We start from the raw sequence: 14,552 nt of genomic DNA, 5'->3' as shown, positions 1-14,552 counted from the left end.
GTCTGGCAGTGGTGGTTCGGCTCGCCGATGGCGCCGACGACAAGCGGATCGCACGGGAGTCCTATGCCTACGGGATCGCGCCCGCGCCGCTATCGATCTGGTACTGCTCCGAGTCCACGCAGCGCTCGGGGCTGCTGCTTGGCGTTGCGCCGGCGATCGAACAACAGATTCCAGCGGCCTGCGATCGCTTGCATCAGCTGATCCGCAAGCTGAGCTGATGCGAAAGCGCCGGCAGGTCGTGGGCCAGCTGGTACGCCATTTCTTACGGTCTTTGGTACTTTTTAAACGACCAGTGAACGGACGCGATGCCGTTCACTGGCTGGCGCGTCACGTTGCGCTGAGCCATATCGTTAAGTCACCGCTGCACTGCGTCGCCACGCAGTCTTAGGAGGAATCGTGAAGATTTTCGTTGCAGGCGCCACCGGCGCCGTTGGACTGCCGCCGGTGCGCGTGCTCTGCGCGCAGGGTCATGAGGTAACGGGGATGACTCGCGCCGGCGCGGGTGCCGACAGGCTTCGCGCGCTTGGCGCCCGCGTGACCCTGGCGGACGCCTTTCATGCGGAGTCCGTGAAGGATGCCATCGCGACGGCGTCGCCCGATGTGGTCATCGACCAACTCACGTAGCTTCCGGCGAATCCTGCCGACATCGTCAAGTCTATGCCCAACGATACGCGCCTGCATCGCGAAGGCGGCGCCAATCTACTGTCCGCTGCCAAGGCGCTGGGCGTCAAACGCTATGTCTTGCAATCACGTGGCTTCTACCTCGAAGCCCCGCAGGGCTCGCTGGCCGACGAGACAGCCGCGCTCCGCTACGACGCGCCCGGCGAGATTGGTGATAGTGCGCGGGTCATTGGTGCCGACGAAAATCGCGTCACGGGCTCGATCGCGCTGGAAGGCGTGGTCCTGCGCTACGGCTTCTTCTACGGTCCCGGTACCTGGTACAGGCCTGGGAGCCGAAAGACCCAGCATCGATACGCGACAACATCGCCAAATACGCAACGCCGCGAAAGGCCCCGAGAGTGACGCGCCGCGCGCCGCAAGCCGGCTCTCGAGCCCGGACACATACCGCGTATGGACAATTGCCCCGGCCACGGCCGTACCGAGTATGCCGCCCACCATCCGCGCCGACTGGATCATCGCGGTAGCGATGCCGAGTTGCTGCTTGCCCGCGACCTGCTGGGCGAACACGGTCAGGTTTGGCATGACGAAGCCGATGCCGACGCCGCCGATGAGCATGGCGGCAGGCAATGCCAATCCGCCGTCGCGCACCGGAACGCACGCTATCCCCGCGCACGAAGCGGCCAGCAAGGCAAATCCGGCGTAGAGCAGCAGATTCGGGTTGGCGATCCGGGTGACGATGCGCGTGTTCGCGATTGTGCCCACTGTGATGCAGACGACGAGCGGCGTCACGGCGACGCCCGCCTGTTCCGCGCCGAGCCCGAGCGCGCCTTGCAAAAGCAGAGGCACGTAAAAAAGCAACGCAAACATGGCGACGCCCATCAGAAGCGAAAGCACGAGCAGCACGACGATCACGCGATCGCGCAGCAGCGCGGAAGGCAGGATCGCTTGCGGCGCGTGACGCTCCTCACGAACCAGCAGCGCCAGTCCCGCGACAAATACGGCCGCCTGGATACAAGCGGTGAGATCGATCCCGTGCCGCCCCACGGATTCGACCAGAAGCTGAGAAGCGCCCAGGGTGAGCGCGATCCACAGGGCTCCGCGCCAGTCGGGATTGAGCTTCCCAAGGTGCACGTGGCGGATGTGCGGCAGGAAGCCGCTCGTCAGGCAAAGGCTGACGAGGCCGACGGGGATGTTCGCGAGGAAGGCCGAGCGCCATCCATAGTGCTGGCTGAGAAAACCGCCCAGCGACGGTCCGATTGCATTGGCGACGCCGAAGGCGCTCGAAAAGAGCACCTGCCACCTCAGCCGCACGAGAGGGTCCGGAAAGAGATCGGGAATCGACGCGAAGCAGGTCCCGACCAGCATGCCGCCACCAACCCCCTGCAACGCGCGGTATGCGATCAGCGTCGCCATGCTGCCGGCCGCGCCGCATAGCGCCGACGCACCCGTGAAGAGGACGATGGCCGCAATGATCAGGGGCTTGCGCCCGAACCAGTCCCCCAGCCTGCCGAAAATCGGCACGGTGATTACCGATGTAAGCAGATAGGCCGTCGCCACCCACGCATAGAGATCAAAGCCCTTCAGATCAGCGACGATGGTGGGCAACGCCGTCCCTACGACGGTCTGATCGATGGCGACCATCATGACGACGCTGGACAGGCCGAGCATCGCGCATAGCGACTGCGCGAACGTCCGCGCCTGGGCATGCCCGCCGGCATTCAGGGTCTCGACACCCGAGAGGTTCTGCAGGTTCTGACTCATGGCGTCAGCCCGCAGTGTGATTGCCCGCGCGTGCGAGGTAATTGCGCCATACGAGGCCTGCGAGGGCGATGTCCTGCAGACCGATGCCGACGGCTTTGTAGACGATGATGTCGTCTTCGTTCTGCCGGCCGGCCACGCGTGCGCTTAGGACGTCTCCCAGTTCGAGCACGTGGTCCCATTGAACAAGACCAGGCCTCGCGAGCAGCAGATCGCCAGCCTCCACGCGCGCCTGTTCGCGCAGTTCGACAACGATGCGCGCAGCACGCGCAAGCACGGTGTCATCGAGTTCGCGCGTGGTCGGCAGACTTGACCCGATCGCGGCGACGAGCGTGCCCGGTTGCACGCCCGCGCCGTCGATTAGCGGCTGCCCCGCGCGCGTGGCGGTCACGATCACGTCGGCATCGCGCACGGCGCGGGCCGCGTCGCAAGCTAATGCTTCTACGTCGCTCGATCCCTGTTCTTCGTTGAAGCTCGCCACCGCGGCGGCGGCATCGTCGAGACCGACGATACGGAACGATCTCAACCCGGTATGCGCCGCAAGCGCACTAGCATGCGCGCGCCCCTGCACTCCAGCGCCAAAGATTGCAGCCGTTTGCGCGCCGCGACGCGCCAGTGAACGCACCGCCAGCACGGTGGATGCGGCCGTCCTGATGCGCGTCAGCGCATTCGCGTCGAGCGTGGCGAGCAGACTGCCGTCGTGCGTCGAGAACAACACGATCATGAAGTTGAAACGGCCGGCGATCGTCGTATAGACCTTCGCACCGGCCACGCCTTCCAGAGGTAGCACGGCGCCCAGCGTGGAGAGCTTGACGCCATCCGCTTCGGTGCGAATGCGCTGCTGTACGGAGGCCCCTCCCGAAGCGAGCTGGACGAACGCGCGCTCGAGGACGGGAATCGCAGAGGAGAAGTCGACCAGCCCGTCGATCTCGTTGTCGGTCAGATGAATCATGTCAGTCCTTGAGTGAATGGCTCGATCATACGAGATGTCGTGCAGTATGTATACAACATACAGATAAATAGACCACAAGGCGTGGAATTTCCTCATTTGACAGCTCATTTTTGAACATATCGTATACCAAATGCGAATCCATCCAGCTTCGCTATCCCCATTTCAGGAGACTCAAGGCATGGCGGTAACAAAACGATCAGTCATCGCCGCTGGTGCGGCGCTCGCCGTAGCCGGCACCGCTCACGCGCAGTCGAGCGTGACGTTGTACGGCATCATCGATGCAGGGTTGGCTTATACGACCAATCAGAAAGGCGGACAGACCTGGCAGGAGATGAGCGGCATCACGCAGGGAAGCCGTTGGGGGCTGCGCGGGAACGAGGATCTCGGCGCTGGCCTCCACGCCGTCTTCGTCCTCGAGAACGGCTTCTCGCTTGCCAATGGCACGCTCGGTCAGGGTGGCCTCATGTTCGGCCGTCAGGCGTATGTCGGCCTTTCCAGCGACCATCTGGGCGCCCTCACCCTCGGTCGCCAATACGAAGAGATGGTCGAGCAGATCTCGCCTGTCACGACGGACCAGTGGGGCGTACTCTTCGAACACCCCGGCGACAACGACAATACCAATCGCGGTTTTCGCGTGAACAACACGATCAAATACGTGAGTCCGACGTTTTCGGGCACCCAGTTCACTGCACTGTACGCACCGGGTGGTCAGCCCGGCTCGATCGCCACTAACAGCGTCTATAGCGTCGGCGCCCACTATTCAGCAGGCGGGCTGTACGCCGGGGCGGCATTCACGCATGTGGACCATCCGGGTGCGCTCGCCGCGGGCACGTTCTGGACCACCGCGAACAGCGTGAACGGCAGCTATGCCATTGCGGCACACGCGTACCAGGTGTTCGGCGTGGGCGCGAGCTATCAATTCGGTTCGGCCAAGGTGGGCGGCGCGTTCACGCAGTCGACCTTCAAGGGCGGCTTCGGCGGCCAGGACGTGCGCTTCCAGAACTACGAGGTCAATGCCTCGTACCGGTTCACGCCCGCCGCACTGCTCGGCGTCGCGTTCGTCTATACCGATGGACGCGTCGACGCAAGCGACAGTCGTCCACGCTACGAGCAGGCCGATCTCTTCTTCGACTACAGCCTCTCGAAGCGCACCGATGTCTATCTGATGGGCACGGGGCAGCACGCGATCGGCTCGGCGAAGTTCGCCCAGGTTAGCCAGTTCCTCTCAGCTTCGACGACGAGCGAGCAGGCGGCCATCGCTGTCGGTATGCGTCACCGGTTCTGACGCCTTCCCAGGTTCACGGCGACGCACGCGGCGCGGCGCCGGTTCGTTTCCCCGTATTCCCACGTGCTTCAGAATAAAAACAGCGCCCTCGCACTTTCCGGTGCGGGGCGCCGCGAGATTAAGCATTCAGTCTGCGAGCGTGCGCGTCAACGCGTGGGGCTCACCACACGATGATCGCGATGAAGGTGGACACCACCAGACCGGCGACCACCGGCAGCAGAAGATACCGCACTGCCTGAAGCACCGGCACGCGCGCAAAGCTCGCGACGGCGGCAAGCGCGGACCACGCAGTCAGCGTTTTTCCGGTCCACACAGAACCCATCTGGCCAATTGCGGCGAGCGTCGACACATCGAACCCGACCGCACGTCCGAGCGCGCCCGCGAGCGCCCCGGTTAGCGGCAAGCCCGCAAAACCGGAACCGTCGATCCCCGTTACCATGCCCGCGAACAAGATGCCGTAGGACACGAAGAACTGGTTGTGGGGAATGTATTGCTCGCCCGCCTTGACCAGATCCGCGAGAAGACCCGGCGCGGCCACGCCCGGCGCGAGGCCCAAGATCGGGGCCGCCGTCCCGGCCACGCCGATGAAGAAGAAACCGGCGATCGGCAATACCGAACTCATCGCACGGAAGGAAAACAGGAACCCTTCCGTCACGTGATCCGCAACGCTCTTGCATGCCGAACGATAGTCTCGCGCGGTGGCGACGGCCACCATCAGCAACGCAGAGACGCCACCGACGAGCGCGGCCGCCGCGTTGCCGCTCGCCCCCTTGAAACCCGGCACGACGTGCGGCAGCACCATGAACGCGACGATGGCGGCGAACGCGAGCGGCACGAGAATGGCGAAGCACTTCGACCAGCGCTCCTGGGAAGGCGTCAGCAGATCCCGCGGCGCAGTGATCACCGGCGCCGCATGACCTGCACGGCCGCCTTCACCCACCGACGCGTGTTGCGGCTTGCCGCGGCGGATACGCGCGTGACGCGCCGGAGCATGCGACACAACCGAGTTCGCGGTCACCTGCGTCGCTTCCCAGCGTTCGAGGTGCGCAACGTTCGGTTTCTGGATCTGGCTGCGGATGCGCAGATAGGCAATCGTGAAGGCCACGCCACCGGTAATCAGCGAGAGCAGCAATGCCTTGTCTGCGACGGCAGGCATCGGAACAGCCGCCGCCTTCGCGCTGATACCGGGCGCGACCTTGATGACATAGTCCGACGAAAGCGCCGTACCGAGCCCGGCGATGCCGATACACAGCGCCGCGCCAAGCGGTGGCACGCCCGCGTAGATCGCCGCGGGCAGCAGAATGCCCGCGATAAGCGGAACGGCAGGTGTCGGCCAGAAGAACAGCGAGAGCACATAGCTGACGAATCCGAGCACGAAGAATCCGACATGTCCGTTCACCATGATGCTGCGAAACGGCTGGACCATTCTGACGTCCGCGTTGATCTGCTTGAGCGCGTTGAGCAGCGCGGTCATCAGCGAGATCACAAGGAAGATATTGAAGAGTTCACGCGCAGCTGTGAGAGGCGCGAAGAACACCGCTTCGAAGGCGCTCGACAGATGGCCGGAATAGACGAGCACGGTGGCAAAGGTCGCGATGACCGCCGGTAGTACGACGTTCGCTCTGAGGACGAGGGTGGCAATGATTGCGACGACACCGCAGAGGTAAGTCCAGTGAGCCGATGTGAGCACGACATGGGAGTCCATCATTTCTCCAGGAACGCTTCGTTAGAAGCGCCGGGTTTTAGAAAGGTTTGCGCTTGTTGGTATACTATGTACCAAAAAATTGACCTGCAACGAAAAAAATAATCTCGTTAACCCTGGCCCAGATGACCAATCAGGCCCATCACGCTATCGCGTATCGCCGGGAAGCATCGTGCAAAAAAAGGCCCTCCTGCCCGCTGGTCGGGCTTCCTGTTGATACATCCAGACTGTAAAGAGAGTGCGTGAAGGCAGCACCCGACTTCTTACGACGCGCGCTTCAAATCTTTTCCACTTTTCAAGACTTAGCTTTTTGTATACAGTGTACTTAACGTAACCGCCGCACCCTGCCAGCCGGTAACGTCACACTTCTCAAGGAGTCTCGAATGGCCGAACTGATGTCGCGCGACGCTTTCCGCGCCGCGCTGGAAGAAGCAATCAAAGGAAAGAGCGCTAACCAGGCTCCGTTCAGCATCGCGTGGGCGAGCGGCAAGCTCACGCGTGCGCACCTCGCACGCTGGGCAGAGAATCACTACCACTACGTCGGCCCGTTCGCCGATTACCTCGGTTACCTGTATGCGCGCATGCCGGAGCACATGACCGAGGCGAAAGACTTCATCCTCGCGAACATGTACGAGGAGGAAATCGGCGGCGACCGTCACACGGATCTGCTGATCCGCTTCGCCGAAGCCTGCGGCACGACCCGCGAACGCGTCACCAATCCCGACAACATGTCGCCGACTACGCGCGGCCTGCAAGGCTGGTGCTATGCCGTCGCGATGCGCGAGGACCCGATCGTCGCCGTGGCGGCGTTGGTGGTCGGCCTCGAGTCGCAGGTGCCGTCGATCTATCGCAAGCAAACCCCGACGCTGCGCGAGCAATACAAGTTCACTGACGAGGAGGTCGAATTTTTCGACCTGCACATCGTCTCCGACGAGATCCACGGCGAGCGCGGTTACCAGATCGTGCTCGAACACGCCAACACGCCGGAACTGCAACAGCGCTGCCTCAAGATCTGCGAAGTGGGCGCGCAGATGCGGCTGCTTTACACAACGGCGCTCTACTACGACTACGTCGAGAAAGAGATCCCGCTGCCGGAACTGGGTCTCGCGGCCTGACGAACGATACCGGCCGTACGCGCTACGCGTGCGGCTGGTTTGCGGTGCGTTCCGGCTGCCGGTATCCGGCGGATGAGTCTCTCCGCCGGGCTGCAGCGGCACGTCGCTCTTGTGTAATGCGCAGGCACGGCCATGCGCAGGTCTCTGTCACCGGATGACTCAGTGATGACAAACGATTCCACCTTTTTCAACCACATCGACGGCGAGTGGTGTGCGAGCCTCTCTGGCGCCACCTTCGAGAATCGCAATCCCGCCGATACGCGCGATCTGGTCGGCCACTTCCAGGCCTCGACGGCGGCCGACGCGGCAGCGGCCGTGAAGGCTGCTTCGGCGGCTTTCGCCGGCTGGAAGAAACTGTCGGTCGCGGCGCGCGCGCAGTATCTGCTGAAGGCCGCCGACTACCTCGAACAACACGCCGAACGATTCGGCGACGAACTCTCCCGCGAAGAGGGCAAGCCGCGCGGCCTTGCCCGCGACGAATTCGCCCGTTCGGCTCAGACGCTGCGCTTCTATGCCGTAGAGGCACAGTCGTTCGGCGGCGAAACTTTCCCTACCGACGACGCGAAGATGAGCGTCTACACGCTGCGCGAGCCGCTTGGCGTCGTAACCATCATCAGCCCGTGGAATTTTCCGGTATCGATACCGGCGCGCAAGATCGCGCCAGCGCTCGTGTGCGGCAACACTGTCGTGTTCAAGCCGTCGTCGGATGCGCCGCTTTCAGGGCTGCGCCTCGCGCAAGCGCTCGTCGAAGCGGGACTGCCGCGCGGCGTACTGAATTTCATCACCGGAAGAGCGGCCGAGGTCGGTCCCGGCATCATCGAGGCGCCGGAAATCCGCGCGATCTCGTTCACCGGTTCGACATCGGCAGGCGAACAGATTCATCGCGCCGCGGCGCTGTCGACGCGCACGCAGATGGAACTCGGCGGCAAGAACCCACTCATCGTGCTCGAAGAAGGCGACGTGCCGCTCGCGGTCGATCTGACCATCAAGGGCGGCTTCTCGCTCAGCGGCCAGGCTTGCACCGGTACGAGCCGGGTGCTCGTCACCCCGCAGGCAAAAGCGGCTTTCGTCGCGCGACTCGTCGAAAAGACGCAGACGCTGAAGATCGGCAACGGCATGACGCCGGGCGTGGACATCGGCCCGCTCGCGACCGCCGGGCAGTTCCGCTCCGTGCTGTCCTATATCGAAGCCGGCAATGCCGAAGCTACGCTCGCAACAGGCGGCAAGCAAATCACCCATGGCGATTTCGCGCACGGCTATTACGTCGAACCCACGATCTTCGTCGACGTGCCGCGCGAGGCGCGGATCGCGCGGGAGGAAATCTTCGGCCCGGTGATTGCGGTGATCGACGTCGCCGATTACGACGACGCGATCGCAGTCGCCAACGACACCGAATATGGCCTCTCCGCCGCGCTCGTCACGCGCGACGCTGCGTTGATGGAACGCTTCGCGCACGACATCGAAGCCGGCACCGTGAAGATCAACCGCACGACCACGGGCAATCTCGTCAACGCGCCGTTCGGCGGACTCAAGCGTTCGAGCACGGCAACTTTTCGCGAATCGGGACGCGACGGGCTCGAGTTCTATCTGCAAACCAAGACCGTATATCGCGGCGTTTAGAGCCGCCCCACTCCATCGAAGCCTCGCACATGAAATCATTCTTCAAACTCGAACTGGCCGAAGCGCGCCACATGATCGCCGCGGCTATCGCCCGCTCGCATGAAATCGGCGTGCTGGAATCCGTCTGCGTAACCGACGAAGGGGGCTTTCCTCTTGCGCTCGAACGCATGGACGGAGGTCGCATCACAGGCCCGCAGATCGCCTGGAACAAGGCCTTCACCGCGGCGGGCCACAAGCGCTCGACGCATCTCTTCAGCACGCCGCCGAACGGCCCGGCGCTGCCCGGCAATGAGGCTTTCGGCATTCAGTGGAGCTTCGACGGCAAGTTTGCCGCATTCGTCGGCGGCTTTCCGGTTGTCGTGGACAACCAGGTAGTGGGGGGCATCGGTCTGAGCGGCGGCAATGGTGCTCAGGATACCGAAGCAGCGCTCGCAGGCCTCACGGCGCTGCGCGAGGTGCTGCGGGAGTCCGGTCGCGAAGTGCTGGTTCAGGCCGATATCAAATTGTAACGCGAGGAAAGGTGCCGTCATGGACCATCGGGTCATGTGGATCGAGGAAGGTTGCACGTTCGAGGCCGCCAGCGATGAGAGCGTACTCGACGCCGCCGTGCGCGCGGGCGTCATGCTGCCCTCCGAATGTCGTTTCGGGGCCTGCGGAACGTGTCGCGTCAGGCTGGTGAGCGGCGCGGTGCGTTACGACGAAGCGCCGCCGGGCCTCTCGGAAGCCGAGACCGAACAAGGCTACGCGCTGGCCTGTCAGGCGCGCGCGACCTCGGACCTCGTCCTCAGCACGGACCGGCCGCTGGCAGCACCCATGCCGCCGGCGCGGCAGCGCGCGTCCGTGCATGCGATCGAGCGGCATGATGCTGGAGTCGTGGCGTTGACGCTCGCCATTCACGGCCTCGAGCGGATTGCGTTCCGGCCGGGTCAATACCTGCATGTGCATCTCGGCGAGGCGGGCGTACGCAGCTTCTCGATGGCATCGGCGGCAGGCGCGGCGACCGTGGAACTTCATATCCGCAGGATTGAAGGCGGCTTCTTCACCGACACCCTGCTTCCGACCCTCTCGCCCGGCGACACGCTCGACGTGGAGCTGCCACTCGGCGGATTCGGCTATCACGCAGAGGACTATCGCCCGATCGTGATGATCGCGACGGGCACGGGCATCGCGCCGCTGCATGCGATGCTCGGCGAGATCCTCGCCGATCCCGACCATCCGCCGGTATCGCTGTTCTGGGGAGGCCGAACGCCGTCTGACCTGTACCTGCACGAAGTATTGAGCGCGCTTGCCGCGCACCACGACGACTTCGACTACACGCCGGTGCTCTCGCGCGGTGCTCCGGACTGGACCGGCGCGCGCGGCTACGTGCAGCACGCCGTTGCCGCGCGCTTTTCCGACCTCACGGAATATGCCGTCTACGCGTGCGGCTCGCCGGACATGATCGCCGCGGCCAAACGTGAATTCGCCAGTCGCGGCGTGAGCCCGCGGTACTTCTATGCAGACGGCTTCACGTTCCAGCATGCGCCCTCGGCCGTGCAGGCGTAAGAGCGCCGGTCGTTGCTGACGCGTTATGCAGGTCATGCGAGATGACCGTTGCTTCATGCATTGCGTCGCGGCCAAACGCTGCGGCGAGGAGACAGTAATGCCAAATGTCGTGTTTCACAAAAACGGCGAGACGTATCGCGACTCCGTCAAGGAGAACACCAATCTCGTGGTGCGGGCCGGTATTCGTCAGTTTCCGTATCCGCATCTTCGCTACGAATGCGGCATGGGGAAATGTTCCCAATGCGCCTGTCAGGTACTCAGCGGCGCCGAACATCTGCCCGAGCCGAACTGGAAGGAGCGCAAGCAGCTCGGGGAGCGGCTCGCCCAGGGCTTCCGTCTCGCGTGCCAGTTGTGGATCGACCACGATATCGAGCTCGTCCAGCACGACGCTTTGACATCCTGATTTTTGCACACCTTCTCCATGTACATCATCCTGACCAACAAACCGGGCCAGTACCGTAGCGAGGCGACGGACGGTCTGCGGCCGCTCGAAGCGCTCGCGTACCACTATGACGGGCGGCACATCGCAACCTTCACGATCGCGGAGCTTCAACGGGAAACGCGCGTGAGGATCGTCGAGGAGACGGCGCCCGCCAGCATCAACCTCGTACCGACGCGGTTCTTCGAGCATTTCGACACGCGCGAAGCGGCGCTCGGTTCGCTAACCCGCCTGGTTAGTGCGAGCCATGCCGATGCACGGCTCGTTGTACTCGCCGAACCCGTCATCGTTTCTTGAGCGTATCCACTCCATGATTCAGGTTACTTTCATCAGCAACGGCGGCAAGACGGTAGCGGCACCGCCCGACAGCAATCTGCTGCGCGTGTCCCTGCGCGAACAGGGCGGGATTCCGTTCAAATGTGGCGGCGGCCTCTGCGGTACCTGCAAGTGCAAGGTGGAGCGCGGACTCGAAAATACCGATACCGTCAAACCGAAGGAAAAGCGGCACCTCAGTCCGGAAGAGATCGCGGCCGGCTACCGGATGGCGTGTCAGACGTTCGTCAAGGGCGATGTGAGCGTGTCATGGTGAAATCCGATCCGGCTCTCGCGCCTTTCAGCACCCTCTCAGAAGATGACCGTCGCGCGATGAACGCGCTCGGTCCGCGCTGGGCCGACGATATCGTCGGCAATCGCAAGGCGGTGGTCGACACCTACACCCCGGTCGTAGCCTCGGCGCCGAAGCTCGCCACCGTCGAACGGGACGTGCGCTACGGCGAACACAGCCGCCATACGCTGGACATCTTTCATCCTCCCGGGCCGCCGCACGGCGACATCCTGCGCGACGCCGTGGTATTCGTTCACGGCGGGGCGTTTGTCCGCGGTAGCAAGAGCGTGAACGGCGAGATTTATGACAACGTGTGCCACTGGTTCGCCAACCAGGGACTCGTGGCCTTCAACGTCGAGTACCGACTCGCCGACGCCGCCCCCTATCCAGGCGGCGCCGAGGACGTCGCCGATGCGCTTGCATTCATTCGCGGACTGGCCGCCCGGCTTCGCTTCGACTCCCGCCGCATCTTCGTCATCGGACACTCGGCGGGCGGCGCGCATGCCGCCGCCTGTCTATTCGACCCCGCTCTCGCGGTCCGCGCGAATACGCAAAGCGTGGCCGGCCTGGTGTTGATCAGCGCGCGAATCGTTGCCGACGTGAGGCCTGGCAACCCGAATGCGCAACCCGTGCGCGCGTACTTCGGCACAGACGAAACGCTGTACGCGCAACGCTCTCCGCTCACCCACGTAGCCCGCTCGGCGGTACCGCTGATGATTGCGGTCGCCGAATACGAAAATCCGTACCTCGACGAGTACGGCGCCCAACTGTTCATCGATGCCCTGCGCCATCGGGGCGTTCCGCCGCGTTTCGTGCAGATGCGCGGGCACAATCACACGTCGATCGTCGCGCACTTCAACTCAGGGGAGACCTATCTCGGCAACGAGATCCTTGCATTCATCGATGACGCCAACCGGGAAAGCTAAGCGGACGCCACACCGAGCCCTATGACGCAACTCAAACGGTATGACGTGTACTGTCTACAATTTCCGCCGTGCGTTAAAATGGGGCGTTGTCGGCGTGGCCGGCATAGAGCGTGGAGTTTCGATGAGTACCCTCCCGGATACATCCGGCCCGGCCGGCCAATCTGAGCGATCCGCCCCCATCCGGCATAAGCAGTTGTCCGAGCTGGTGCTTGCGCGCATCCGCGAGTCCATCACAGCGGGTGTCTACGCCCCGGGCGACCGCCTCGTGGAAGGCCGCATCGCCGAGGAACTGGACGTCTCGCGCGTGCCAGTGCGAGAGGCGCTGCGCGCGCTCGCCGCAGAAGGTCTGGTGGAAGTCCGCCCGCGCCATGGTGCGGTCGTCGCATCGCTGGACCCGTCGTCCGCGCGCGAAATGGTGCAGATCCGCGCGACCCTGGAAGGGTTGAACGCTCGGCTCGCAGCTGAACACTGCACGCCGGAACTCTCGGCCCGCATCGAACGGGTGCTGGAGGAAGGCAAGAAGCGCGCGAGCAACGGACAAACCGCCGGACTGCTCGACCTGAACGCCCAGTTTCACGATCTGCTCTATGCGGCCGGGGCCAATATGATCCTTGCCGACTTGATGCGTTCGCTGCGCGATCGTACGCGCCGGCTCTTCACTAAGTCGAATGACGACGAGATCCGCATGACGTGGGACGAACACGCCGCCATTCTGCGAGCGGTTCAGGCCGGCGACGCGGCGCTCGCAGCCCTGCTGGCGGAGCGTCACGTGATGCGTGCGGCGCAGCATTATTTGAGCAAGGCAGCGGGATAGGCTTCTGCATTACCCGGACGTCGACGGCGTTCCCCTGCCAGGCCTTCCTGCATTTTTTCCACCCTCATGCCTGGACTCGGGGCACGTTGTGCTGTCGAAGACTTGAAGTTCGCGCGAGCTTCCAATCGATATGCTGACCGCAAAGATGCGGATATGCGAACGTCAAAAGAAAGTCCGGAAGGAGCCATCGACGTCGTTCCGTCCCGACCGGCTGCTGTGGGTCGACTGCCGCCGACCGCATCGGGCAGAGGTCGGCGAGGATCGGTCGTTCGCCCGCCTCCCAGAAATCGTCGACAATCGTGACCTGCATTCAGACACAGAGGAGTCAAATCAGTGAAGGAAGCCGAATTTTGTGAAATGCTTGAACGTCTCTCAGCCACGCACAAGACGGGTGACGACTCACTGTTAATAACAGCGGCGGACGCCCGTGAAATGTTTGATTGGCCGGTGTCTGCGGAGAAATCGGCAGCACGGCTGCTAACTGCACGTCCTGATTTGCGGCTCGTGTCCATAGAGGACGATTACCTCGACATGCGTTGCATGGCCGCTTTCGAGAGTGCCGTTGCTCCGGTGAGAGTCAAATGGCTGCAGGCGATGCTCATCGACGGGCGCAATGGCCGGTAGGATCAATCGAAACTGAGAAATGGGTGATGAACGACGCGCAAGCCTTCAACGCCGAATTGGATCGGTCTCTGGAATGCGAGGGGAAGGTCGACCGCGATACCTACGTCCGGTTTCTCGATGCATACCACTTCGATGCGGCGACGAGCGTAAGCTGGTTGCGATCGAAGCTTCAGATTCTCCAACAGCGGCTCCGCCGCGGAGAACCGATCCATCTCTGGGATACAGCGATGGATATTCAGATCAAATACACCAAGTTACAAGAATTTTCTGACTGGGTGAGCGCGCATTTTTCCTCTATCCAGTTGTAGAAGGGCCAACATCTGACAAGCGGGAAGGTAAGGACGCAATCGTCTGGCGCGCTGTTTTCCATGTTCGAGCCGAGGTCGAATGGCAGCTTTGAGCGGCACTGAGAGTCCGCTACGGGTCCAGCCTGTGTGAAAACGTGTTAGTCGCCTAAACTGAATCAACGCACTGAGATCTGGGTGACTCATGAAGCGATTCGTTGAAGGCGATGACCGCAAACAGGTCGCACTACTTCCCGAATGTG

16 protein-coding genes and 1 pseudogene are annotated in these 14,552 nt (G+C 63.0%); 14 read left to right on the top strand and 3 right to left on the bottom strand.

The window, feature by feature from the left end:
* Both AB4Y36_RS40095 and AB4Y36_RS40090 read left to right on the top strand, forming a co-directional pair.
* Positions 1-218, top strand: a pseudogene (locus tag AB4Y36_RS40095) (PLP-dependent aminotransferase family protein); the annotation flags it as partial.
* A 178-nt stretch (positions 219-396) separates the two neighbouring features.
* The gene (locus tag AB4Y36_RS40090) at positions 397-624 is read left to right on the top strand and encodes an NAD(P)H-binding protein (RefSeq protein ID WP_368685895.1); all 228 of its coding nucleotides are present in this window, start codon (positions 397-399) and stop codon (positions 622-624) included.
* Between the two features lie 123 nt (positions 625-747).
* Here the strand turns inward: AB4Y36_RS40090 and AB4Y36_RS40085 are convergent, their stop codons facing one another.
* Both AB4Y36_RS40085 and AB4Y36_RS40080 read right to left on the bottom strand, forming a co-directional pair.
* On the bottom strand, positions 748-2,382 hold the full coding sequence (locus tag AB4Y36_RS40085; protein ID WP_368685894.1) for an MFS transporter: 1,635 nt from the start codon (positions 2,380-2,382) through the stop codon (positions 748-750).
* Between the two features lie 4 nt (positions 2,383-2,386).
* Positions 2,387-3,331, bottom strand: coding sequence for an ornithine cyclodeaminase family protein (locus AB4Y36_RS40080; RefSeq protein ID WP_368602203.1), 945 nt, complete (start codon positions 3,329-3,331; stop codon positions 2,387-2,389).
* A 178-nt stretch (positions 3,332-3,509) separates the two neighbouring features.
* On the opposite strand from AB4Y36_RS40080, the gene AB4Y36_RS40075 reads away from it, so the two are divergent.
* The gene (locus AB4Y36_RS40075) at positions 3,510-4,616 is read left to right on the top strand and encodes a porin (RefSeq protein ID WP_035513575.1); all 1,107 of its coding nucleotides are present in this window, start codon (positions 3,510-3,512) and stop codon (positions 4,614-4,616) included.
* 160 nt (positions 4,617-4,776) lie between these two features.
* Here the strand turns inward: AB4Y36_RS40075 and AB4Y36_RS40070 are convergent, their stop codons facing one another.
* On the bottom strand, positions 4,777-6,321 hold the full coding sequence (locus tag AB4Y36_RS40070; protein ID WP_368602341.1) for a hypothetical protein: 1,545 nt from the start codon (positions 6,319-6,321) through the stop codon (positions 4,777-4,779).
* A gap of 380 nt (positions 6,322-6,701) precedes the next feature.
* Between AB4Y36_RS40070 and AB4Y36_RS40065 the strand changes: the two genes are divergently transcribed.
* From AB4Y36_RS40065 to AB4Y36_RS40015, 11 genes are all read left to right on the top strand, one after another.
* Positions 6,702-7,433: a TenA family transcriptional regulator gene (locus AB4Y36_RS40065; protein WP_028205513.1), complete on the top strand. Its 732-nt coding sequence runs from the start codon at positions 6,702-6,704 to the stop codon at positions 7,431-7,433.
* A gap of 165 nt (positions 7,434-7,598) precedes the next feature.
* Entirely contained in the window at positions 7,599-9,053 is a 1,455-nt protein-coding gene (locus AB4Y36_RS40060; protein ID WP_368617136.1) for an aldehyde dehydrogenase family protein, read from the top strand.
* A 29-nt stretch (positions 9,054-9,082) separates the two neighbouring features.
* On the top strand, positions 9,083-9,562 hold the full coding sequence (locus tag AB4Y36_RS40055) for a heme-binding protein (protein WP_368602201.1): 480 nt from the start codon (positions 9,083-9,085) through the stop codon (positions 9,560-9,562).
* A gap of 19 nt (positions 9,563-9,581) precedes the next feature.
* Positions 9,582-10,598 (top strand): 2Fe-2S iron-sulfur cluster-binding protein, encoded by a 1,017-nt coding sequence (locus AB4Y36_RS40050; protein ID WP_368602200.1) that lies wholly within the window; start codon positions 9,582-9,584, stop codon positions 10,596-10,598.
* 97 nt (positions 10,599-10,695) lie between these two features.
* Positions 10,696-11,001, top strand: coding sequence for a 2Fe-2S iron-sulfur cluster-binding protein (locus AB4Y36_RS40045; RefSeq protein WP_368602199.1), 306 nt, complete (start codon positions 10,696-10,698; stop codon positions 10,999-11,001).
* A gap of 18 nt (positions 11,002-11,019) precedes the next feature.
* On the top strand, positions 11,020-11,334 hold the full coding sequence (locus AB4Y36_RS40040; protein ID WP_368685893.1) for a hypothetical protein: 315 nt from the start codon (positions 11,020-11,022) through the stop codon (positions 11,332-11,334).
* Between the two features lie 4 nt (positions 11,335-11,338).
* Positions 11,339-11,626: a 2Fe-2S iron-sulfur cluster-binding protein gene (locus tag AB4Y36_RS40035; protein WP_368602340.1), complete on the top strand. Its 288-nt coding sequence runs from the start codon at positions 11,339-11,341 to the stop codon at positions 11,624-11,626.
* A complete protein-coding gene (locus AB4Y36_RS40030; RefSeq protein ID WP_368685892.1) occupies positions 11,620-12,567 on the top strand; it encodes an alpha/beta hydrolase in 948 nt (315 codons plus the stop codon). Before AB4Y36_RS40035 ends, AB4Y36_RS40030 begins: the two co-directional genes overlap by 7 nt.
* Positions 12,568-12,688: 121 nt before the next feature.
* On the top strand, positions 12,689-13,381 hold the full coding sequence (locus tag AB4Y36_RS40025) for a GntR family transcriptional regulator (protein WP_368602196.1): 693 nt from the start codon (positions 12,689-12,691) through the stop codon (positions 13,379-13,381).
* 333 nt (positions 13,382-13,714) lie between these two features.
* Complete coding sequence (locus AB4Y36_RS40020) at positions 13,715-14,005, top strand: hypothetical protein (protein WP_368602195.1); 291 nt, start codon at positions 13,715-13,717, stop codon at positions 14,003-14,005.
* Entirely contained in the window at positions 13,963-14,313 is a 351-nt protein-coding gene (locus tag AB4Y36_RS40015) for a hypothetical protein (protein WP_368685891.1), read from the top strand. Before AB4Y36_RS40020 ends, AB4Y36_RS40015 begins: the two co-directional genes overlap by 43 nt.
* The last annotated feature ends 239 nt before the right edge of the window (positions 14,314-14,552 follow it).

This window comes from Paraburkholderia sp. BR10936 (assembly GCF_040965735.1).
Taxonomy (GTDB): domain Bacteria; phylum Pseudomonadota; class Gammaproteobacteria; order Burkholderiales; family Burkholderiaceae; genus Paraburkholderia; species Paraburkholderia nodosa_A.
This window is presented reverse-complemented; position numbering and strand designations above follow the sequence as displayed.